The sequence below is a fragment of the Haloarcula sp. JP-Z28 genome, from assembly GCF_011440255.1.
In the GTDB taxonomy this organism is placed as follows: Archaea; Halobacteriota; Halobacteria; order Halobacteriales; family Haloarculaceae; genus Haloarcula; species Haloarcula marismortui.
Genome location: NZ_JAAOHT010000043.1, coordinates 1 through 15,999, shown reverse-complemented (window position 1 = coordinate 15,999; position 15,999 = coordinate 1). Strand labels below are relative to the sequence as shown.

Sequence of the window (15,999 nt, the reverse complement as noted above, 5' to 3'; positions counted from 1 at the left end):
ACGGACTTCGTCCGTTCGCTCGTTCGGAGACTTCGCTCCGCTCGTCTCCTACATCATGCCGCCCATGCCGCCACCCATGCCGCCCATGCCGCCACCCATGCCGCCCATGCCGCCAGGGGCGCCACCGGGGCCGCCGGGGCCGCCTTCGTCGCCGCCGGAGGTCGAAAGCTCGCCGGCAGCGATGATGTCGTCGATCTTGAGGACCAGGTTCGCGGCCTCTGCAGCCGAGGAAATCGCCTGTCGCTTGGCGTGGGCTGGCTCAACGACGCCGGTGTCGAGCGTGTTCTCGACGTCACCGGAGAAGACGTTCAGGCCGGCGCTGACATCGCCGTCCTCGTGGGCGGCGCGCAGGTCAACGAGCGTGTCGATGCTGTCGAGACCAGCGTTCTCGGCGAGGGTACGCGGGATGATCTCCAGCGCGTCGGCGAAGGACTCGATAGCGAGCTGTTCGCGGCCTTCGACGCTGTCGGCGTAGTCGCGGAGCCGGCGGGCGACTTCGACTTCAGGTGCGCCGCCGCCACCGAGGACGCTGCCGTTGGCAACCGTGGACGCGACGACATCGAGCGCGTCCGTGACGCCGCGTTCAAGTTCGTCGACGACGTGGTCGGTCGAACCACGGAGCAGGAGCGTGACGCCGTGGGCTCCGTCGCCGCTGCCCTCGACGTAGAACAGGCCTTCGGCGTCGTCGCGGGTGACAGAGCCGTGACCCAGGTCTTCCGCGCTCGCGGAGTCGAGATCGGAGACGATGCGGGCACCCAGAACCTCTTTGAGGAACTCGATGTCGGACTTCTTGGCGCGGCGGACGGCCAGAATACCCTTCTCGGCGAGGTAGTGCTGGGCCATGTCGTCGATGCCCTTCTGGCAGAAGACGACATCAGCGCCGGTGTCGGCGATCTGGTCGACCATCTGCTTGAGCTGCTCTTCTTCCTTGTCGAGGAAGTTCTGGAGCTGGCTCGGGTCGTCGACAGAGAGCTGCGCGTCGACTTCGGTCTCGTCGAGTTCGATGGCCGTGTCGACGAGGAGGACGTCGGCGTCCTCTGCCTCGGTTGCCATCTCTTCGTGGACCGGGTCCTTGTCGATGACTGCGCCTTCGAGGAGCTCGGAGTTGCCGGCGGAGCTGCCGGTCTGGGTCTCGATGTTGAGGTACTCAAGGTCGGCAATGACGGAGCCGTCCTCGGCCTCGACGGTCACGGCGTTGACCGCGTCGACGATGATCTGGGCGAGTAGCTCCTTGTTGAGCTCCGCGCCCTTGCCCGTCATCGAGGTTTCGGCGACCTTCTTCAGCAGTTCCTCGTCGTCGGGGTCGACTTCCGTAGCGATGTCGTCGAGTTCGTCCTTGGCCTGCGTGGCGGCCATGTTGAACCCTTTGATGATCGCCGTCGGGTGAATGTCCTGTTCGAGGAGGTCCTCGGCGTTCTTGAGGAGTTCGCCTGCGATGGCGACGGCGGAGGTGGTGCCGTCACCAGCCTCGTCTTCCTGTGTCTCGGCAACCTCGACAATCATCGAGGCTGTCGGGTTGTCGATGTCCATCTCCGAGAGGATGGTGACGCCGTCGTTCGTGACGGTGACGTCACCCATCGAGGAGACGAGCATCTTGTCCATCCCCTTCGGGCCGAGCGTCGAGCGTACTGACTCGGCGACCGCGCGAGCGGCCGAGATGTTGTGTTCCTGTGCAGACTTGTCCTTCATCCGCTGGGAGTCCTCTCCCAGGATGATCATCGGCTGGCCCTGCATCTGGCGTTGGCTCATAATCAAGCGAAGATTGCATGTGGTTCTATATAAAAGTAGGGGTTATAGGGCGCTCGCCGGTCACCGGTTGCCCAGGCCAGAACAGGTGAAATCACCCGACAGAAGGGGTACTGGCCGTTAATAGTGGTAGCTGTTGGCACGCCTCACCAGAACAGCGTCGATCTGTTTATATATTCATTCGACGGGCTCAGTCCAGTGGACCGTAACCGACCCGACGACGAAAGCGTCCTTCGAGTCGGTGTTCCGCCGGAACTGAATCGTGTTCTCGCCGAGGTGGAGTCGCTCGGGCGCAATCGTATCCATCCAGAGCTGCCACCCCTCGCCGGGCGCGATATCGAACCCTGACAGCGGTTCGCCGTTGACCACGATTTCGTGGTTGAAATCCTCGACGTCGAACACCTGCATCTCGACGTACGGGTCCGCCGACGATGAGGCGGGGATGTTGAAGGAAACCGGATCAGTCGAATTCCCGGTGTATTCAGCCCAGGGAACGTCGAGCGAGTCCGCCGCCGGACCGAGGTGCTGCTGGAACTCACAGAGCGCGTAGTTGGCGCGACGTGACATACAGGCTACGTCTCTCCGGTGGCATAAAAATCAGTGGCCGGTCGACACCACACATGGCGGGAGAGAGCGGAGCGCCTATCAGGTGTCGGCTGTTGCCCATCGATATGGACGCTGCGCTTGGCCCGCCCGAGCAGATGGCCGAGCTCGAGGAGGACCTGACGCCGATGATGGCACAGTACTACGAGCTGTGCCGGCAGTACGACGACGCCTTGGTCCTCTTTCAGGTCGGGGACTTCTACGAGGCCTTCTGTGCGGCCGCGAAACGGGTCGCCCGGCTGTGTGAGATCACGCTGACTCAGCGCGAGGATTCGACCGGTGAGTACCCGATGGCCGGCATCCCAATTGACAACGCCGAATCCTACGTCGAGACGCTGCTGGACGCGGGCTATCGGGTCGCCATCGCCGACCAGGTCGAGGACCCCGACGAGGTCAGCGGCGTGGTCGAACGCGCGGTGACGCGAATCGTCACCCCCGGCACGCTCACTGAGAGCGAACTGCTGGGCGGGGCAGACAACAACTACGTCGCGGCTCTGACCGCGGGCGAGCGATACGGGCTGGCGCTACTGGATATCTCGACCGGCGACTGCTACGCGACCAGTGTCGGCTCGGAAAGCGCCGTCGCCGACGAACTCAGCCGGTTCGGCCCCGCCGAAGCCATCGTCGGGCCGGACGTCGACGTGGACCGGGACGCCGTCTTCGGGCCGGCCTGTCTGGTGACGCGCTACGACGCGGACGCCTTCGCCCAGGACCGCGCCGAGGACCGCGTGGGGCAGTACTTCGGCCCACCGGAGCGCCTGCTCGCCGGCGACGCGGAAATCCGGGCCTGTGGCGGCCTGCTGGCCTACGCAGAGTACACTCGGGGCAGCAGCGGGGCAGTCGGCCCCGACGGCGAACCGGTCGACCCGGATGTGGACCCCGCCGGCACGCTCGACTACCTCAATCACCTCACGCGGTACGACCCACGAGAGTATATGCTACTTGACGCCGTGGCTGTCGAGAGCCTCGAACTGTTCAAGCGGCGCTCAGTCCGGGGCCACGAGAACCGCACGCTGGTCGATACAGTCGATGAAACGGCGTGTGCGCTGGGGCGGCGGAAGCTGACCGACTGGCTCCGCCGGCCACTACTCGACGTTGACCGCATTGAGGCCCGCCACGGCGCGGTCGCGGAACTCCAGCGCGACCCCGCGACCAGAGAGGCGCTTTCTGGTCTGCTCGCGGAGGTGTACGACCTCGAACGCCTCATCTCGCGAGTCTCTCGGGGCCGGGCAAACGCCCGTGACCTCCGGTCGCTGGCCGCCACGCTGTCGGTCGTGCCGGATATCCGTGACCACCTCGCCGACGCCGATGCCCGCCTGCTCGCGGACCTGCACGCGACGCTGGACCCGCTGGCCGAGACCCGCGAGGAAATTGAGGCGGCGATTCGCCCGGACCCGCCACAGCAGGTGACCGAGGGCGGCGTCATTCGCGAAGGCTACGACGAGGAACTGGACCGACTGCGCTCGACCGAGCAGTCCGGCAAGGAATGGATCGACGAACTGGAAGCGAGCGAGCGCGAGCGCACCGGCATTGACTCGCTGAAGGTCGGGCATACCTCCGTCCACGGCTACTACATCGAGGTGACAAACGCCAACCTCGATGCTGTCCCCGAGGACTACCAGCGACGCCAGACGCTGAAAAACAGCGAGCGCTACTACACGCCAGCGCTCAAAGAGCGCGAGGACGAGATTCTACGGGCCGAGAGCGCGGCCGACGACCTGGAGTACGACCTGTTCTGTGCAGTCCGGGACGAGGTGGCCGACGAGGCCGAGCGCGTGCAGGCGCTTGCCGACCGCCTCGCCCGACTGGACGTGCTGGTTTCGTTCGCCGAGGTTGCGGCGCAGTACGACTACTGCCGGCCCACCGTCGGCAGCGACGGCATTGACGTCACCGCCGGCCGCCATCCGGTCGTCGAGCGGACCGAGGATGCCTTCATCCCTAACGATACGCATCTGGGGAGCGGGCCAGTCCCAGCGAGCAGAGACGGAAGCGACGACGGTGTCACCGCGGACGATATACAGCCCTTCCTCGCCGTCGTCACGGGGCCGAACATGAGCGGGAAGTCGACGTATATGCGGCAGGTCGCATTGATTTGCCTGCTCGCACAGTCGGGCAGTTTCGTCCCTGCGAAAGCGGCCGACCTCCCGATTCTCGACCGCGTGTTCACCCGCGTTGGGGCCAGCGACGACATCGCCGGCGGCCGCTCGACGTTCATGATCGAGATGACCGAACTGGCGACGATTCTGGACGCGGCGACCGAAAACTCGCTGGTCCTGCTGGACGAGGTCGGCCGCGGCACGTCGACGGCCGACGGGCTTGCTATCGCCCGCGCCGTGACCGAGTATCTCCACGACGAGGTCGGCGCGTACACGCTGTTTGCGACCCATCATCACGACCTGACCGCCGTCGCCGCGGCGCTGTCCGGCGCAACCAACCGCCACTTCGAGACCAGCCGCGAGGACGGCGACGTTCGCTTCGACCACGAACTCGCGCCCGGTCCCGCGGCGGCCTCCTACGGTGTCGAGGTGGCGAGCATGGCCGGCGTCCCCGACTCCGTTGTCGAGCGGTCGCGGGACCTTCTGGCGGATGCCGAGACGGCCGATACGGGCGTCGAAGCGACGAGAGAGGCGGAGGTGGCGAGCGAACCTAGACCGGGGACAAGAGCTGACTCCGAGACGGATTCCACCGCCACGGAGACGACAGGTCCGACGGAGAACGGAGCAGCGTCGGCCCCGGCCGGTGAGGCGACATCAGATGACCACACGCAGGAGGTATTTCAGACGAATGGAGCCGCCGAGGATGAATTGCCGGAGTCAGTGGCACAGCAGTTAGCGTCGCTCGATGTCGCGACGATGACGCCGATAGAGGCGATGAACGCGCTCGCGGACTTGCAGGACCGGATCGAATAACAGCAGCGGTCAACTGTCGCTGTCAGCAGCGTTATTCGTCGTGCGGGCAGGCGAACATGGTCGCGACGAGTTTCTGTTCGGCAGCCCGCAGGTGCTTGTGGAGCGTGGGCTCCGAGATATCGAGGAGGTCAGCCAGGTCCGCGGCCGTCGCCTCACGGGGCCAGCTGTAATACCCCGCTTCGTGGGCCGTCGCAAGAACTTCCTGCTGGCGGTCGGTCAGTGATTCGGAGTGGGACGCGTAGTTCTGGAACCCGAACAGCGGAACGATAGACTCACGCGGTTTCTTCGCCGCGAGTTCGGCCTCCGGATGGGCCGTCAGGAACGAATCGATAACCGACCCCGTCTCGATTTGACCCGGGACATCAGCTACGATAGTCCCCTGGCCATCGACACTCCGGACAGTCCGTGGTACCGCCCCGATATCCGCAAGCGAGACAACGGGACAGTTATCTCGTACGTCGATTTCGACGAGCCCACCGTCGCCGGTGCGCTCAAGCACCCGCGCCTCACCGTCGTTGGTGTCCTCGATGCGCTCGACAAGTTGGCTGGGGCGAGCACCCTCGACTGAAAAAAACTCCGCGTACATGTCGTCCGTCTGCGGGAGGCATTTTTCAAGAATTACTGCACACGATTCGGCTTCAGACACCGACACAAAGGGATACGACCCATCAGAGAGGGCAAACTCCACACGGGTTACCGCCCGGCTGTCGCCAAGCTGTCGGGACATACACAGGTGTAGTTGACATCTCATGATGAATATTGTTATGTATTGTGGTTCGGCGTTTACTATACTAGCCACACTGAACTTTACACCTGCAGAACAAGTTCAGCATGAGGTCAGAGAACCGTGTCTGGAAGATCACCAACTGTTATAGAAGTCCACGGCACCGACCAGTCCATCGTCACGGCAGTCGTTCGTGCCGTGGCAACCGCGGAGAGACAGCCGGTCGAGACGCTCCCGCCACTGGCCGACAGTATCAATCCGGATGCACTGACGGCGTGCATCGCCGATTCGAACACCAGCGGGCACGTGGCGTTCGATTACAGCGGCTATCGTGTGGTCGTCGACACCGATGGAACGGTCACTGTAGACGAGTAGCTTCGTCATCTGGCTATGTGGCGACTGCGGCAATCAGTACGGGACACGACTGACAGCTCCGTGCGAAAGGGAAAAAGATCGGTTACGGCGGCTCCAGCGAGACGAACTCTAATCCCTTTTCCGCGAGTAACTGACGCGCCCGGTCGGTCACCGACGGAGCGACGAGGATACCCCGGACTTCAGTGTCGGCGTGCAAGTCGCGTTCTAACGCATCGACGTACCGCCCCAGCTGGCCGACTGCGTCGGGCCCCACGCGCCGGCGCTTGAGTTCGAGTATCGTCGTCCGACCGTCGGCGTCCTCGCCGTAGATGTCGACCGCGCCAGCAGGTGTCTCGCGTTCGGTCGCAAGCGGCGTAAAGCCCGCCTCGACCAGCCCCGGCTCGTCGAGGATACGGTCTTTCAGGTCGGCCTCGGTCCCGGTGAGCGCGAGGTCTTTCGAGTCGGTCACGTCGAAGGCGGCGGCGTGGGCGACTGTCTCAAAAGTCACTTCGAGCAACTCCTCGGGGGTCGACCGCGTGGAGCGGACGACCAGCGAGTCGTCGTCGACGCTGATGCTGTGCTCACACCCCGGCGGCTGCCAGTTCACCGGCTGCTGGCCCTCGTCGGTGTGGACCAGCGCAGCCCCATCGGGCTTGAGCATCACGTGGCGGTCGCCGGGACCCAGTGAACTGGCTGCTCGTCCCTCGTATTCGACCGTACAGGTACCGACGAGCGTCACCAGCGCGCCGCGGTCGGCGTTGCGCGACGCGAGGTCCAGCGCGTCAGCGGGGTCGGGGTACGTCAGCGTCTCGACGGCAGTCACGGATGGCGGTTAGCGGTCCCCGCGTAAAAAGGACGCGTCGTCGGGGCAGTGGACGGACGAAGCCCGGTTTCGGAGCGACGCGAGCAGGGCACGCCGGACGGCCGCCGGGTCACAGCCTTCACTGTCGAGGGCGCGACAGGCCGCGTCCTTCCGGTCGACCCACCACTGCCGGAACGACTCAGGGTCGGCAGTGCGAGCGAGGGCGATATCGTCGATGGCCGATAGCGTCGGGTCGAGCCAGCAGACAGCGTAGGTCCGGACCGACCCGTCAAGCACGACTAGCTGCTCGTGGGTAGCATCGATGGCAGCGAGGACGGCAGCGGGCGTCCAGTCGTTCCCGAGCGGTCGAGACTGTGCAATGGGGTCAGCGTCAACGCCCCAGTGTGCGAGCCGGCAGTCGTAGCGGCCGTCGGGACGGGCGACAGCCACGAGTGTCCGACGGCCCATCAGGGACCACCGAGCGTGTGAACGGGCATGAGTTCCCGTGGCTGCGTGGTCGTATTTGAACGCTAGCCCACAGCGCACCCGTCTGCTCGCCAGGTAGTCACAGGGGATGATTCCGAACTCGCCGAAATTGCCGTCCATTGGTAACTCGGCACAACCCTCAAGTAGTACGTTCACGTATCGTTACATATGATGGTGAGCGAGTGGCTCTACGGCGCAATCGCGCTTCTCGTGGGGCTCCACGTCCTGACTATGCTGTACGCGTACCGGCACCGGGGTGACCCAGCCGGTGCGACCGGTCAGGGCGATACTGAACCGCGCCGTGGCAGCGCCACCGACGACAGCACTACATCCATCGACTGTCCCCACTGCGGGGCGAGGAACGAGCAGGACTACCAGTTCTGCCGGCAGTGCACCGCCGACCTGACGAGCGGGAGCCCGCAGCGTCAGCCGACGGACCGAAGCCAGCCGTACTGACACCGTCGCAAGGCTGGGGTCGAACCAGCCGGCTTGAGCGCTGTTGTCGGCCAAAGGATTTATTTCTCCGACGAAATATTTGAATATACTGTCACGAACGGGGTGGACTGTGGAAACTGTTACCGATATACGCTCCTCGGGTCGACCGGAAATATTCGACCGAGTGAACACCGACGGGCTGTTCGGACGCACGCGCCGGCTTCAGCAGCCGCTACGGCAGCACTTTCGGGAGACGGAGACGCCGCGATATCTTGCGTATAACAGTCAGTCCGGCGTCGTCGCTGCCCAGGGGAACAACGAGGGGCTCACGCCGGCTGGCGACTACCGCGCGTATCTGCTCGCAACGAACGGCCGCGTCATGTTCGTCGTTGGCGACGACGACGGTGACCGGACAATCTCGCTCCCCTACGAAGACATCGTGGCCGTGCGCTGTACGTCGGGGCTCCGCACGTCGACACTCGAAATCGTTACCGTCGACGAAGACTGCTGGGCGTTCGAATGCAAGGGCGACCTGACGCCAGTTCGGGAGTTCGTCGACGAAGCCACACAGGTCTGGACGCGCACGCTAACCGAGCTTGACCGGGCCGAGTCGCAGGTCGAGGCTGCTGTGACGGCACTGGAGGCGACAGACCTCGAGACAGCAGCGACGCATATCACGGCCGCACAGGAAGCGCTCGACAACGGGCGAGGGCGAGTCGAAGCGCTGGAAGCGACAGCGAGTATCGACGAACGCTGCCAGTCAACGCAAGCACAGATAGACACCTGCCAGCGCCGACGCCACGTCAGCGCGGCCGAACAGCACCGCGACACGGCCCGACGTGCATGGGAGAACCGGGCGTACGAACGGGCTGCGGACGCGTACGCACAGGCAAAGACCGAGTACGAACGAGCGCTAGCGGTAACGGCACCGGAGCCACCCACAGAAACTATTGCGGACGCTCGAAGCGCAATCGAAGCGGAATACGCCGAACTCCTGTCAGCCCCAGTCGACGCGGCACAGGTGGCTGCGAGCGCGGCCAGAGCCACGACAGACCCGGCAGCGCGGGCTACACACTGGGAAGACGCCCTCGACCGCTACCGGACGGCGTACGAACTGGACTGGGGCCGTGACCGCCGCTTCGATGGCGACCGGGCGTCGCTCCGGCAAGCGCTCGCAGACATCGCCGTCGAACTGGTCGATACACACCGTGAGGCGGGGCGACAGAAGCGACGTGAAGGCAGCGAGGAATCAAAACGAGAAACGCCCGGGGCCGCGTGTGGCAGTGTAACGGCCCATCTCGAGCGTGCACGCGAGGTAGCCACCGAACTCGTGCCCGACAGACGCGAGCCGCCAGCGGACGAACTGGCCGCCGCGTCCGAACAGGGTGTCAGTGTCGAGTCGGAGTCGAAAGGTCGGTAATTGTTTATCAACGGGGCGTCGGGTATCGGTATGCGCTTTGGGGTTATTTCAACGGCAAAAATCGCACGCGAGGACGTGATTCCGGGTATCCAGAAGTCGGACCACACGGTCGCGGCAATCAGCTCCAGAAGCCGAGACCGTGCCAGCGAGGTGGCCGAAACGCTGGGTATCGACAGTGCCTTCGGCGACTACGAAACGATGTTCGCCGAGGCGGACATCGACGCGGTTTACAACCCGCTTCCGAACGCGCTCCATGCCGAGTGGAGCCAGCGGGCCGCCGACCACGGGCTCGATGTGCTCTGTGAGAAGCCACTGACCGTCGACACGGCCGGGGCAGTGGACCTCTTCGACTACTGTGCCAAACAGGGCGTCACGCTGATGGAGGCGTTCATGTATCAGTTCCACCCGCGGACCCAGCGGGCCAGAGACATCGTCGAAAACGAACTGGGCGAGGTGCACACTGTCGATGCGTCGTTCAAGTTCGCGCTCTCAGACCCCGAGGACATCCGTCTGGACCCGAAGCTGGCCGGTGGGAGCCTGATGGACGTGGGCTGTTACGCCGTCAGTGCGGCCCGGGGCTTTCTCGGCGAGCCGGACCGGGCGTTCGCGCACAGTCGGGACTCACGGGACAGTGGCGTTGACACGAACCTCAGCGGCGTCCTCTCGTACGACGACGGACGGGTCGCCTCGATTTCCTGTGGGTTCGACGGGCCGAGACGGGAGTCCTACCGGGTCGAGGCAGATGACGGCTGGCTCGAAGCGAAGGACTGCTTCGGCCCGGACCACGACCAGTCCGTCTCGCTGACGTACAGTGTCGACGGCCGCGAAGTCACCGAAACGTTCGACCCGGTCGACCACTACCAGTTGCAGGTCGAGGCGTTCGCGGACGCCATCGAGAACGGCGAAACGCCACCCATCGACCAAGCTGAGACACTGGGGAACATGCGCGTCATGGACGCGCTGGCCCGCAGCGCGGACACCGGCGAACCGGTCGACGTCGCCGGTCCCGAGTGAGCGACGAACGGGTGTGTGCCATACCGCGATGTGCGCGAAACGGTTTTGACTGCGGCGAGTGAGACACGGATGTGACACCCCCAACAGCGACACTCCCGAGTGGCGACGAACTGCCGATGGTCGGCGTCGGGACGTGGGACATCGACGGCGACACCGTACAGGAGTCCGTTCGGGCCGGGCTCAATGTAGGCTACGCCCACGTCGACACCGCCGAGGGCTACAAGAACGAGAGCGAAATCGGCGAGGCCCTGGCCGACTACGACCGCGAGGACGTGTTCCTCACCTCGAAGGTGCTGCCGAAACACCTCGACTACGAATCCGTCATCGAGGCCTGCGAGGCGTCGCTCGACCGCCTCGGGACCGACTACCTCGATCTGTATCTCGTCCACTGGCCCAACCCCGCGACCTCCATCCGTGAGACGATGAACGCCATGGCGACGCTCCACGATCAGGGGAAGATCCGCAACGTCGGCGTCTCGAACTTCAGCGCGTACCAGCTCGGGGCCGCCCAGCACGTCGCCGACGTGCCAATCGCTGTCAACCAGATCGAGTACCATCCCTGGAACACACAGGACCAGGTCGTCGAGTTCTGCCGCGACACCGACACTGTCGTCGAGGCGGCCGCGCCGCTGGGTCGGACGAAGGTGTTCGCTGACGATATTATTCAGGACCTGAGCGAGAAATACGACAGGTCGCCAGCTCAGATCGTCCTGAAGTGGGCGGTTGAGAACAACGTGGTCGTGCTACCGAAGTCTTCCTCGCCCGAACACGTCCGCCAGAATTTCGACCTGTTCGACTGGGAACTCGACGCCACCGACCGCGAGCGCATCGACGCCATCGAGCGCGAACAGGCGGTCTACGACACCGGCATCAACGACTGGGACAACGATACCTACGGTATCTCACAGTAGTCCCCGATGGTCGAACCGCCCGCACTGGACCGCTGGGACGCCATAGCCGCGGCAAGCATCGCCGTTTTACTTGTCGTGGCGTACGTTCTGGTCCCGGACCCGACAGTCCAGTACGGGACGTGGCTGGTCGTCTTCTGCATCTGGATGGCCTGGTTCATCTCTTTCGGTGCCAAATGGTTATACGGCCCCTAGAGGGGCTCGTTGAAGCTTTTACTCGATTCCGTGTCAGCGGAGATTTATTTACTCCCGCTCTCTATACACACCTGATGCCCCGTATCGAAGTCTCGGAAAACCTGTACCGGCAGATCGAGAGCGAAGCCAACAACGACGACTTCAACGACACGCTGTGGAAGATGGTGGGCTCCTATCGGCGGACGAACAACCCGGAAGCGGACCAGACGTAACGCACATATCACAGTCGTCAGCGGCCCGTAGCGAGACAGTTTTGAGAGTTCAATCGTTCCCAAGAGTCGCTGTACCAGCGTGCACTTCGACGCCGGCGTCCCCGTCACTGTGAGCGGCAATCACTGCCGTCGGTACGCATGTTTTTACGATTTGAGCCGCTGCGTACTCGTAATGAGGCCACGAATCGCCCTGCTGAACGCGGCCCACGACGGCGACGACAATCGTCGGAACTTCCGGCGGGAACTCGACGCCGACCTCGTGGAATACGACGTGACCGAGCGCGAACTGCCCGACACCTTCGCGTTCGACGGCTGTCTGGTCACCGGCAGCCGCGCGTCCGTCTACTGGGACGAGCCCTGGATTCGGGACCTCGAATCCTGGGTGGATGCGGCAATCGACCGTGATATCGCGTTCCTGGGCGTCTGTTTCGGCCACCAGTTGCTCGCACACGCACTCGGCGGCACCGTCGAACCGATGGACGAGTACGAGATCGGCTACCGGACGGTCGAGCACGACGGCGAGAACGAACTGCTTGCTGGCGTCGACGAGTCCTTTACCGTCTTCACGACGCACTCGGACCGCGTCGCCGAGGTGCCGCCGGGCGCGACCACGTTCGCCGAGAACGACTACGGCATCCACGGGTTCCGGAAAGAGAACGTCTTCTCGGTGCAGTTCCATCCCGAGTACGACCCCGAAACAGCCAAAACGGTGACGAAAGGCAAGGATGAGCAGCTCGCCGACGAGCGCATTGACGCGGTGCTTGACGGCGTCACAGAGGAGAACTACCGCGCCGCCTGCGAGGCCAAGCGGCTGTTCGACAACTTCACCGAGTTCGCCGCGCGTCACGCGGGTGGCGTGACCGGTGCGACCACCGCTGCTGACGACTAACCCGCCGAAGGAGTTGTTGCCGGTCAGGTGAACCGACCGGTCTCGGTGTCACATTCCGCACACCGTGTTACGAGCGCGTCCCGGTTGGCCGTCATCTCGACGTAGTTGTGCGTGCGACCGCCACACTCCTCGCAGTGCCGAAGCATGTCCGTGTCGCCCATCTCCTGTGGCGCGCCGAGCGCAAGCGCAACGACGCGCTCGTCGCCCTCGTTGTGCCCGCGTTGCCACTCGCCGGGAGCGAAGCGGATGGCCTCGCCCGCTCCGACGCGTACGTCGCCGTCCTCTGTCTCGAACGTCGCTGTGCCCGACTGAACGAGAAACACTTCCTCCTGGTCCGGATGGCGGTGATACCCGAAGCCGAAGGACTCGCCCGGTGCCAGTTCGTAGTGATTCAACGCGATATTGTCGGTGCCGAGTGGACCGGCGAGCGCCCGCTTGACCGACGCCGGCCCCATTCGCGATTCGACGGCGTCAAGGCTGACTTTCTCCATAGTTGCCATGTACGGCGGGCAGTCCTTAACGGTTAGTCAGGGCGAGCCACAGTGGTGACACGGAGGACACGCCATAACAAAAGCAGAGAGACGGAGTGTCGGTCACTCGCGTCGGTCGATATCGAGTTCCTCGTCAAGGTCTTCGAGCCAGTCGGCGTCTTCCAGTTCCGCCATCTGTTCACGGAAGTGTGTCTTGCAGACACCGACCTTGACACCGTCGTTCTCGACGGCGATGTCGGCCTCACGGTCGCAGTAGTGACACTGCATACCTGAATAGTAGACCCGGATGACATTGAACCCTCGGGTTCCGTCTGCCGGTTGTCAGACGTTGAGCGCCGTTTCGACTCGGTCCCACGCGGGCGAGTCCAGACCAGTGTCACCCAGCGTCTCGCCGTGGGCGTCACTGCCGCCCGTCGGGACGAGGTCGTATCGCTCGATAGCATCGTCGACGAGGCTGTCGTCGACAGCGCGGCCGTACGGGTACCACCGTTCGACGGCATCGAGCGACGCACACTTCGACAGTGCAGCCGCCGTCTCAGGGTATCTGAACGGGTGCGCGAGGCCGACCAGCCCGCACGCGTCTGAGAGAACGGCACAGCCGCGCTCGAAGGACGGGACCTCCTGTGGGACGTAACAGGGACAGTCGTCGCCGATGAGTTCGTCGAACGCGGACTGGAAGGTGTGGTCCGACACCTCGGCGATTCCGCGGGCGATGTGGGGCCGACCAAGGCCGTCGCGCGGTTCGACGGGCAGCGAGACGCCCAGGCGGTCTTCGACGCACTCGATGATGCGCGCGCCGCGCTCCCGGCGGTTCCGCTGGATGCGCGCACATTCGGTCCGAAGTTCGTCGGTCGGGTCGACGCCGTAGCCCAGCAGGTCCAGTCGCTGGGTCTCGGTTTCGACGCGGAGTTCGATACCGTGGAGCAGCGTCACACCGTCCCGCTGGGTGGCGGGGCCGTCGAGTGCAGGCTGGAGTCGGTCGTGGTCCGTGATGGCGACAACCTCGACGCCCGCTCGTCTCGCAGCGGCCGGGACCTCGTCGAAGGAGAGCGTCCCGTCGGAGCGGGTCGTGTGTACGTGCAAATCAGCGACGACCATACGGTTCACACAATCCCCAGCAGGAAGCCGCTTCTGGTCGAATCATGAGTCGTGGGCACACGAAACGTTGGTTCCTTATACGCATTAAGGGATATTATGATTATCTATAGTGAAAGTTTATTAGGAACCATGAACTTTCGATAGATATGCGAATGCTAAGCAACGCAACGGACGCCTTCCAATCGTACGACTACCCGGTTTCAGCCGAAGAAATCATCGAGGGCGACGGCGATATGGAACTCGAACTGCCAAACGGCACCGAACGGCTGGGCGACGCACTCAGCCGGTCGGCCCCGGAAACCTTCGAAAGCGCGGAAGACGCCGAGTTCGCGGCGTTCTCGGGCGTGTCGAGCAAGGCCATCGGCCGGAAAGGCTACTCCGACCGCGACCCGATCTGCATGGGCGAAGACGGACCGGACGAAGTCTCCTTCTAACGGTCAAAAGCGGCCTGCAGTCACCCCAGCTCTGGACGGATTTTCCGTCTCCTTCGTTTTTACATAGGCGAGCAGCAGCGCTGTTCGGGCGGTGAGTGCACATGCTGGAGCGCCTACCTGTCGAGAAAGTCCGGCCTGTCGACAGCGTCAGTGCTGTCGACTGACTGCCTGTCCAGCAGCTCCGAGGAATCAAGCGCCGACGGCAGGCCGTCGCGGCCGCCAGTCGACACCTCTCCTTCGTCGATGTACGTCTTCTCGCCGTTGATGAGGTCTGCCCAGAGGGCGTCCCGGTCGGCGTTGGTCGTCTCCGCCGCTTCCTTCGCTTCGTTGCGCCCTTCGTCGTACGCGAGTTCGACCATGCTCTTGTGATACGCCGAGTTCATCTCGGCGTAGATGGCTTCGAGTTCCTCGCGGTTGTACTCCCCGAGGCGCTCGGCGACGCCGATGGCGTAGGCCCGGTCGGTAGCCTCGTCTTTGTCGAGAGTGTCCCAGTCGGTGCCAAACTCACGCTCGTAACGACTCATGTCTCCACTTTCCGGTCAGTGTGAACCTGCAGTCCGGCGTCAGAAAAGGAGATTTCGCGGATGTCACAGTCGATAGCGGTGCCCCGCATCTTGATAACCTGAACGCCGCGAGTCATGCTCCCGTTTTCGAGGAAGTTATGGAAGAAGACGACGCCGTGGGCGAGGTAGTGCTCGTCGCTGTAGGAGGACGGGTCAGTCATCTCGGAAATGAGCAGTGTCGTCGCGTCGGTCTGTTTCAGCGCAGAAAGAAAGCCCGTAATCTCGTCTTCAACGTCGGCCATGAAATGCTGTAACAGCATCGTCGAGTCGATGACGACCCGCTGGATGTCGTTCTGTCTAATGTAGGCGACGAGTCGATTCGTCAGGCCGCCCTCGTTGCCGAACTGCGTGATAGTTCGCTTCCCGCTCTCGGTGACGAGGTTGAGGAACTGGATGGCATCAGACTGCATGGCCCGGTCGAAGCCGAAGTCGTAGCCGGCCATGTCCTGCATCAGCTCCGTCTTGGTCTCGTGCATCGTCACGTACAGGCACGTCTCGCCCTCCTTGACGCCCTGTGTAATGAACTGTGAACAGAAGGTTGTCTTCCCGCTGCCCGGCGGGCCGCTGACCACGTAAAGACGATTCGGGAGTAACCCCCCCTCAATGAGTTCGTCGAAGCCGGGGACCCCACTAGAGAGACGCATATCAGCTATCTGAGTCCGTCTGGACATATGCTTTCACATTCTATTTTCACCGGTGATAACTCATTCGGCTGC

Annotated in this window: 20 protein-coding genes; 10 read left to right on the top strand and 10 right to left on the bottom strand. The window is 63.6% G+C overall.

Annotated elements, in window-relative coordinates; genetic code table 11:
* Positions 1 to 48: 48 nt before the first annotated feature.
* Positions 49 to 1,749 (bottom strand): thermosome subunit beta, encoded by a 1,701-nt coding sequence (thsB, locus tag G9463_RS15000; RefSeq protein WP_165897147.1) that lies wholly within the window; start codon positions 1,747 to 1,749, stop codon positions 49 to 51.
* Between the two features lie 174 nt (positions 1,750 to 1,923).
* Positions 1,924 to 2,313, bottom strand: a complete 390-nt coding sequence (locus tag G9463_RS14995) for a hypothetical protein (RefSeq protein ID WP_165897146.1) — start codon at positions 2,311 to 2,313, stop codon at positions 1,924 to 1,926.
* A gap of 104 nt (positions 2,314 to 2,417) precedes the next feature.
* Here G9463_RS14995 and mutS point away from each other — a divergent pair, with 104 nt between their 5' ends.
* Entirely contained in the window at positions 2,418 to 5,258 is a 2,841-nt protein-coding gene (mutS, locus tag G9463_RS14990; protein WP_165897145.1) for a DNA mismatch repair protein MutS, read from the top strand.
* A gap of 31 nt (positions 5,259 to 5,289) precedes the next feature.
* Here the strand turns inward: mutS and G9463_RS14985 are convergent, their stop codons facing one another.
* Entirely contained in the window at positions 5,290 to 5,985 is a 696-nt protein-coding gene (locus G9463_RS14985; protein WP_165897144.1) for a bacterio-opsin activator domain-containing protein, read from the bottom strand.
* 120 nt (positions 5,986 to 6,105) lie between these two features.
* On the opposite strand from G9463_RS14985, the gene G9463_RS24050 reads away from it, so the two are divergent.
* Entirely contained in the window at positions 6,106 to 6,357 is a 252-nt protein-coding gene (locus tag G9463_RS24050) for a HalOD1 output domain-containing protein (protein ID WP_004960214.1), read from the top strand.
* Between the two features lie 82 nt (positions 6,358 to 6,439).
* On the opposite strand, the gene nucS is transcribed toward G9463_RS24050, so the two are convergent.
* A complete protein-coding gene (nucS, locus tag G9463_RS14975) occupies positions 6,440 to 7,159 on the bottom strand; it encodes an endonuclease NucS (protein ID WP_004960217.1) in 720 nt (239 codons plus the stop codon).
* A gap of 9 nt (positions 7,160 to 7,168) precedes the next feature.
* Positions 7,169 to 7,744, bottom strand: coding sequence for a DUF6735 family protein (locus G9463_RS14970; protein WP_240150046.1), 576 nt, complete (start codon positions 7,742 to 7,744; stop codon positions 7,169 to 7,171).
* Between the two features lie 48 nt (positions 7,745 to 7,792).
* Here G9463_RS14970 and G9463_RS14965 point away from each other — a divergent pair, with 48 nt between their 5' ends.
* The 7 genes from G9463_RS14965 to G9463_RS14935 all read left to right on the top strand — a co-directional run bounded on the left by G9463_RS14965 (position 7,793) and on the right by G9463_RS14935 (position 12,697).
* Positions 7,793 to 8,080, top strand: coding sequence for a zinc-ribbon domain-containing protein (locus tag G9463_RS14965; protein WP_007187919.1), 288 nt, complete (start codon positions 7,793 to 7,795; stop codon positions 8,078 to 8,080).
* 109 nt (positions 8,081 to 8,189) lie between these two features.
* On the top strand, positions 8,190 to 9,479 hold the full coding sequence (locus tag G9463_RS14960; protein WP_165897143.1) for a hypothetical protein: 1,290 nt from the start codon (positions 8,190 to 8,192) through the stop codon (positions 9,477 to 9,479).
* Positions 9,480 to 9,509: 30 nt separating this feature from the next.
* Positions 9,510 to 10,493: a Gfo/Idh/MocA family protein gene (locus tag G9463_RS14955; RefSeq protein ID WP_127013856.1), complete on the top strand. Its 984-nt coding sequence runs from the start codon at positions 9,510 to 9,512 to the stop codon at positions 10,491 to 10,493.
* Between the two features lie 116 nt (positions 10,494 to 10,609).
* On the top strand, positions 10,610 to 11,404 hold the full coding sequence (locus tag G9463_RS14950) for an aldo/keto reductase (protein ID WP_007187916.1): 795 nt from the start codon (positions 10,610 to 10,612) through the stop codon (positions 11,402 to 11,404).
* Positions 11,405 to 11,410: 6 nt separating this feature from the next.
* Entirely contained in the window at positions 11,411 to 11,596 is a 186-nt protein-coding gene (locus G9463_RS14945) for a hypothetical protein (RefSeq protein WP_165897142.1), read from the top strand.
* Positions 11,597 to 11,670: 74 nt separating this feature from the next.
* Positions 11,671 to 11,808, top strand: a complete 138-nt coding sequence (locus tag G9463_RS14940) for a hypothetical protein (RefSeq protein WP_004516449.1) — start codon at positions 11,671 to 11,673, stop codon at positions 11,806 to 11,808.
* Between the two features lie 172 nt (positions 11,809 to 11,980).
* The gene (locus G9463_RS14935) at positions 11,981 to 12,697 is read left to right on the top strand and encodes a type 1 glutamine amidotransferase (protein ID WP_004960239.1); all 717 of its coding nucleotides are present in this window, start codon (positions 11,981 to 11,983) and stop codon (positions 12,695 to 12,697) included.
* Between the two features lie 23 nt (positions 12,698 to 12,720).
* Here G9463_RS14935 and G9463_RS14930 read toward each other — a convergent pair whose 3' ends face one another.
* The 3 genes from G9463_RS14930 to G9463_RS14920 all read right to left on the bottom strand — a co-directional run bounded on the left by G9463_RS14930 (position 12,721) and on the right by G9463_RS14920 (position 14,286).
* Positions 12,721 to 13,188, bottom strand: coding sequence for a cupin domain-containing protein (locus tag G9463_RS14930; RefSeq protein ID WP_129755879.1), 468 nt, complete (start codon positions 13,186 to 13,188; stop codon positions 12,721 to 12,723).
* Positions 13,189 to 13,290: 102 nt separating this feature from the next.
* Positions 13,291 to 13,455, bottom strand: coding sequence for a DUF6757 family protein (locus tag G9463_RS14925; protein WP_004516452.1), 165 nt, complete (start codon positions 13,453 to 13,455; stop codon positions 13,291 to 13,293).
* A gap of 54 nt (positions 13,456 to 13,509) precedes the next feature.
* Complete coding sequence (locus tag G9463_RS14920) at positions 13,510 to 14,286, bottom strand: PHP domain-containing protein (RefSeq protein ID WP_165897141.1); 777 nt, start codon at positions 14,284 to 14,286, stop codon at positions 13,510 to 13,512.
* A 146-nt stretch (positions 14,287 to 14,432) separates the two neighbouring features.
* On the opposite strand from G9463_RS14920, the gene G9463_RS14915 reads away from it, so the two are divergent.
* A complete protein-coding gene (locus G9463_RS14915) occupies positions 14,433 to 14,720 on the top strand; it encodes a hypothetical protein (RefSeq protein WP_004590034.1) in 288 nt (95 codons plus the stop codon).
* A 113-nt stretch (positions 14,721 to 14,833) separates the two neighbouring features.
* Here the strand turns inward: G9463_RS14915 and G9463_RS14910 are convergent, their stop codons facing one another.
* Positions 14,834 to 15,244 carry a hypothetical protein gene (locus G9463_RS14910; RefSeq protein WP_165897140.1) on the bottom strand — a complete coding sequence of 137 codons (411 nt, stop codon included), beginning with the start codon at positions 15,242 to 15,244 and terminating at the stop codon, positions 14,834 to 14,836.
* Positions 15,241 to 15,927, bottom strand: a complete 687-nt coding sequence (locus G9463_RS14905) for an ATPase domain-containing protein (RefSeq protein WP_004960255.1) — start codon at positions 15,925 to 15,927, stop codon at positions 15,241 to 15,243. The genes G9463_RS14910 and G9463_RS14905 overlap by 4 nt, the downstream gene beginning before the upstream one ends.
* Positions 15,928 to 15,999 lie beyond the last annotated feature (72 nt).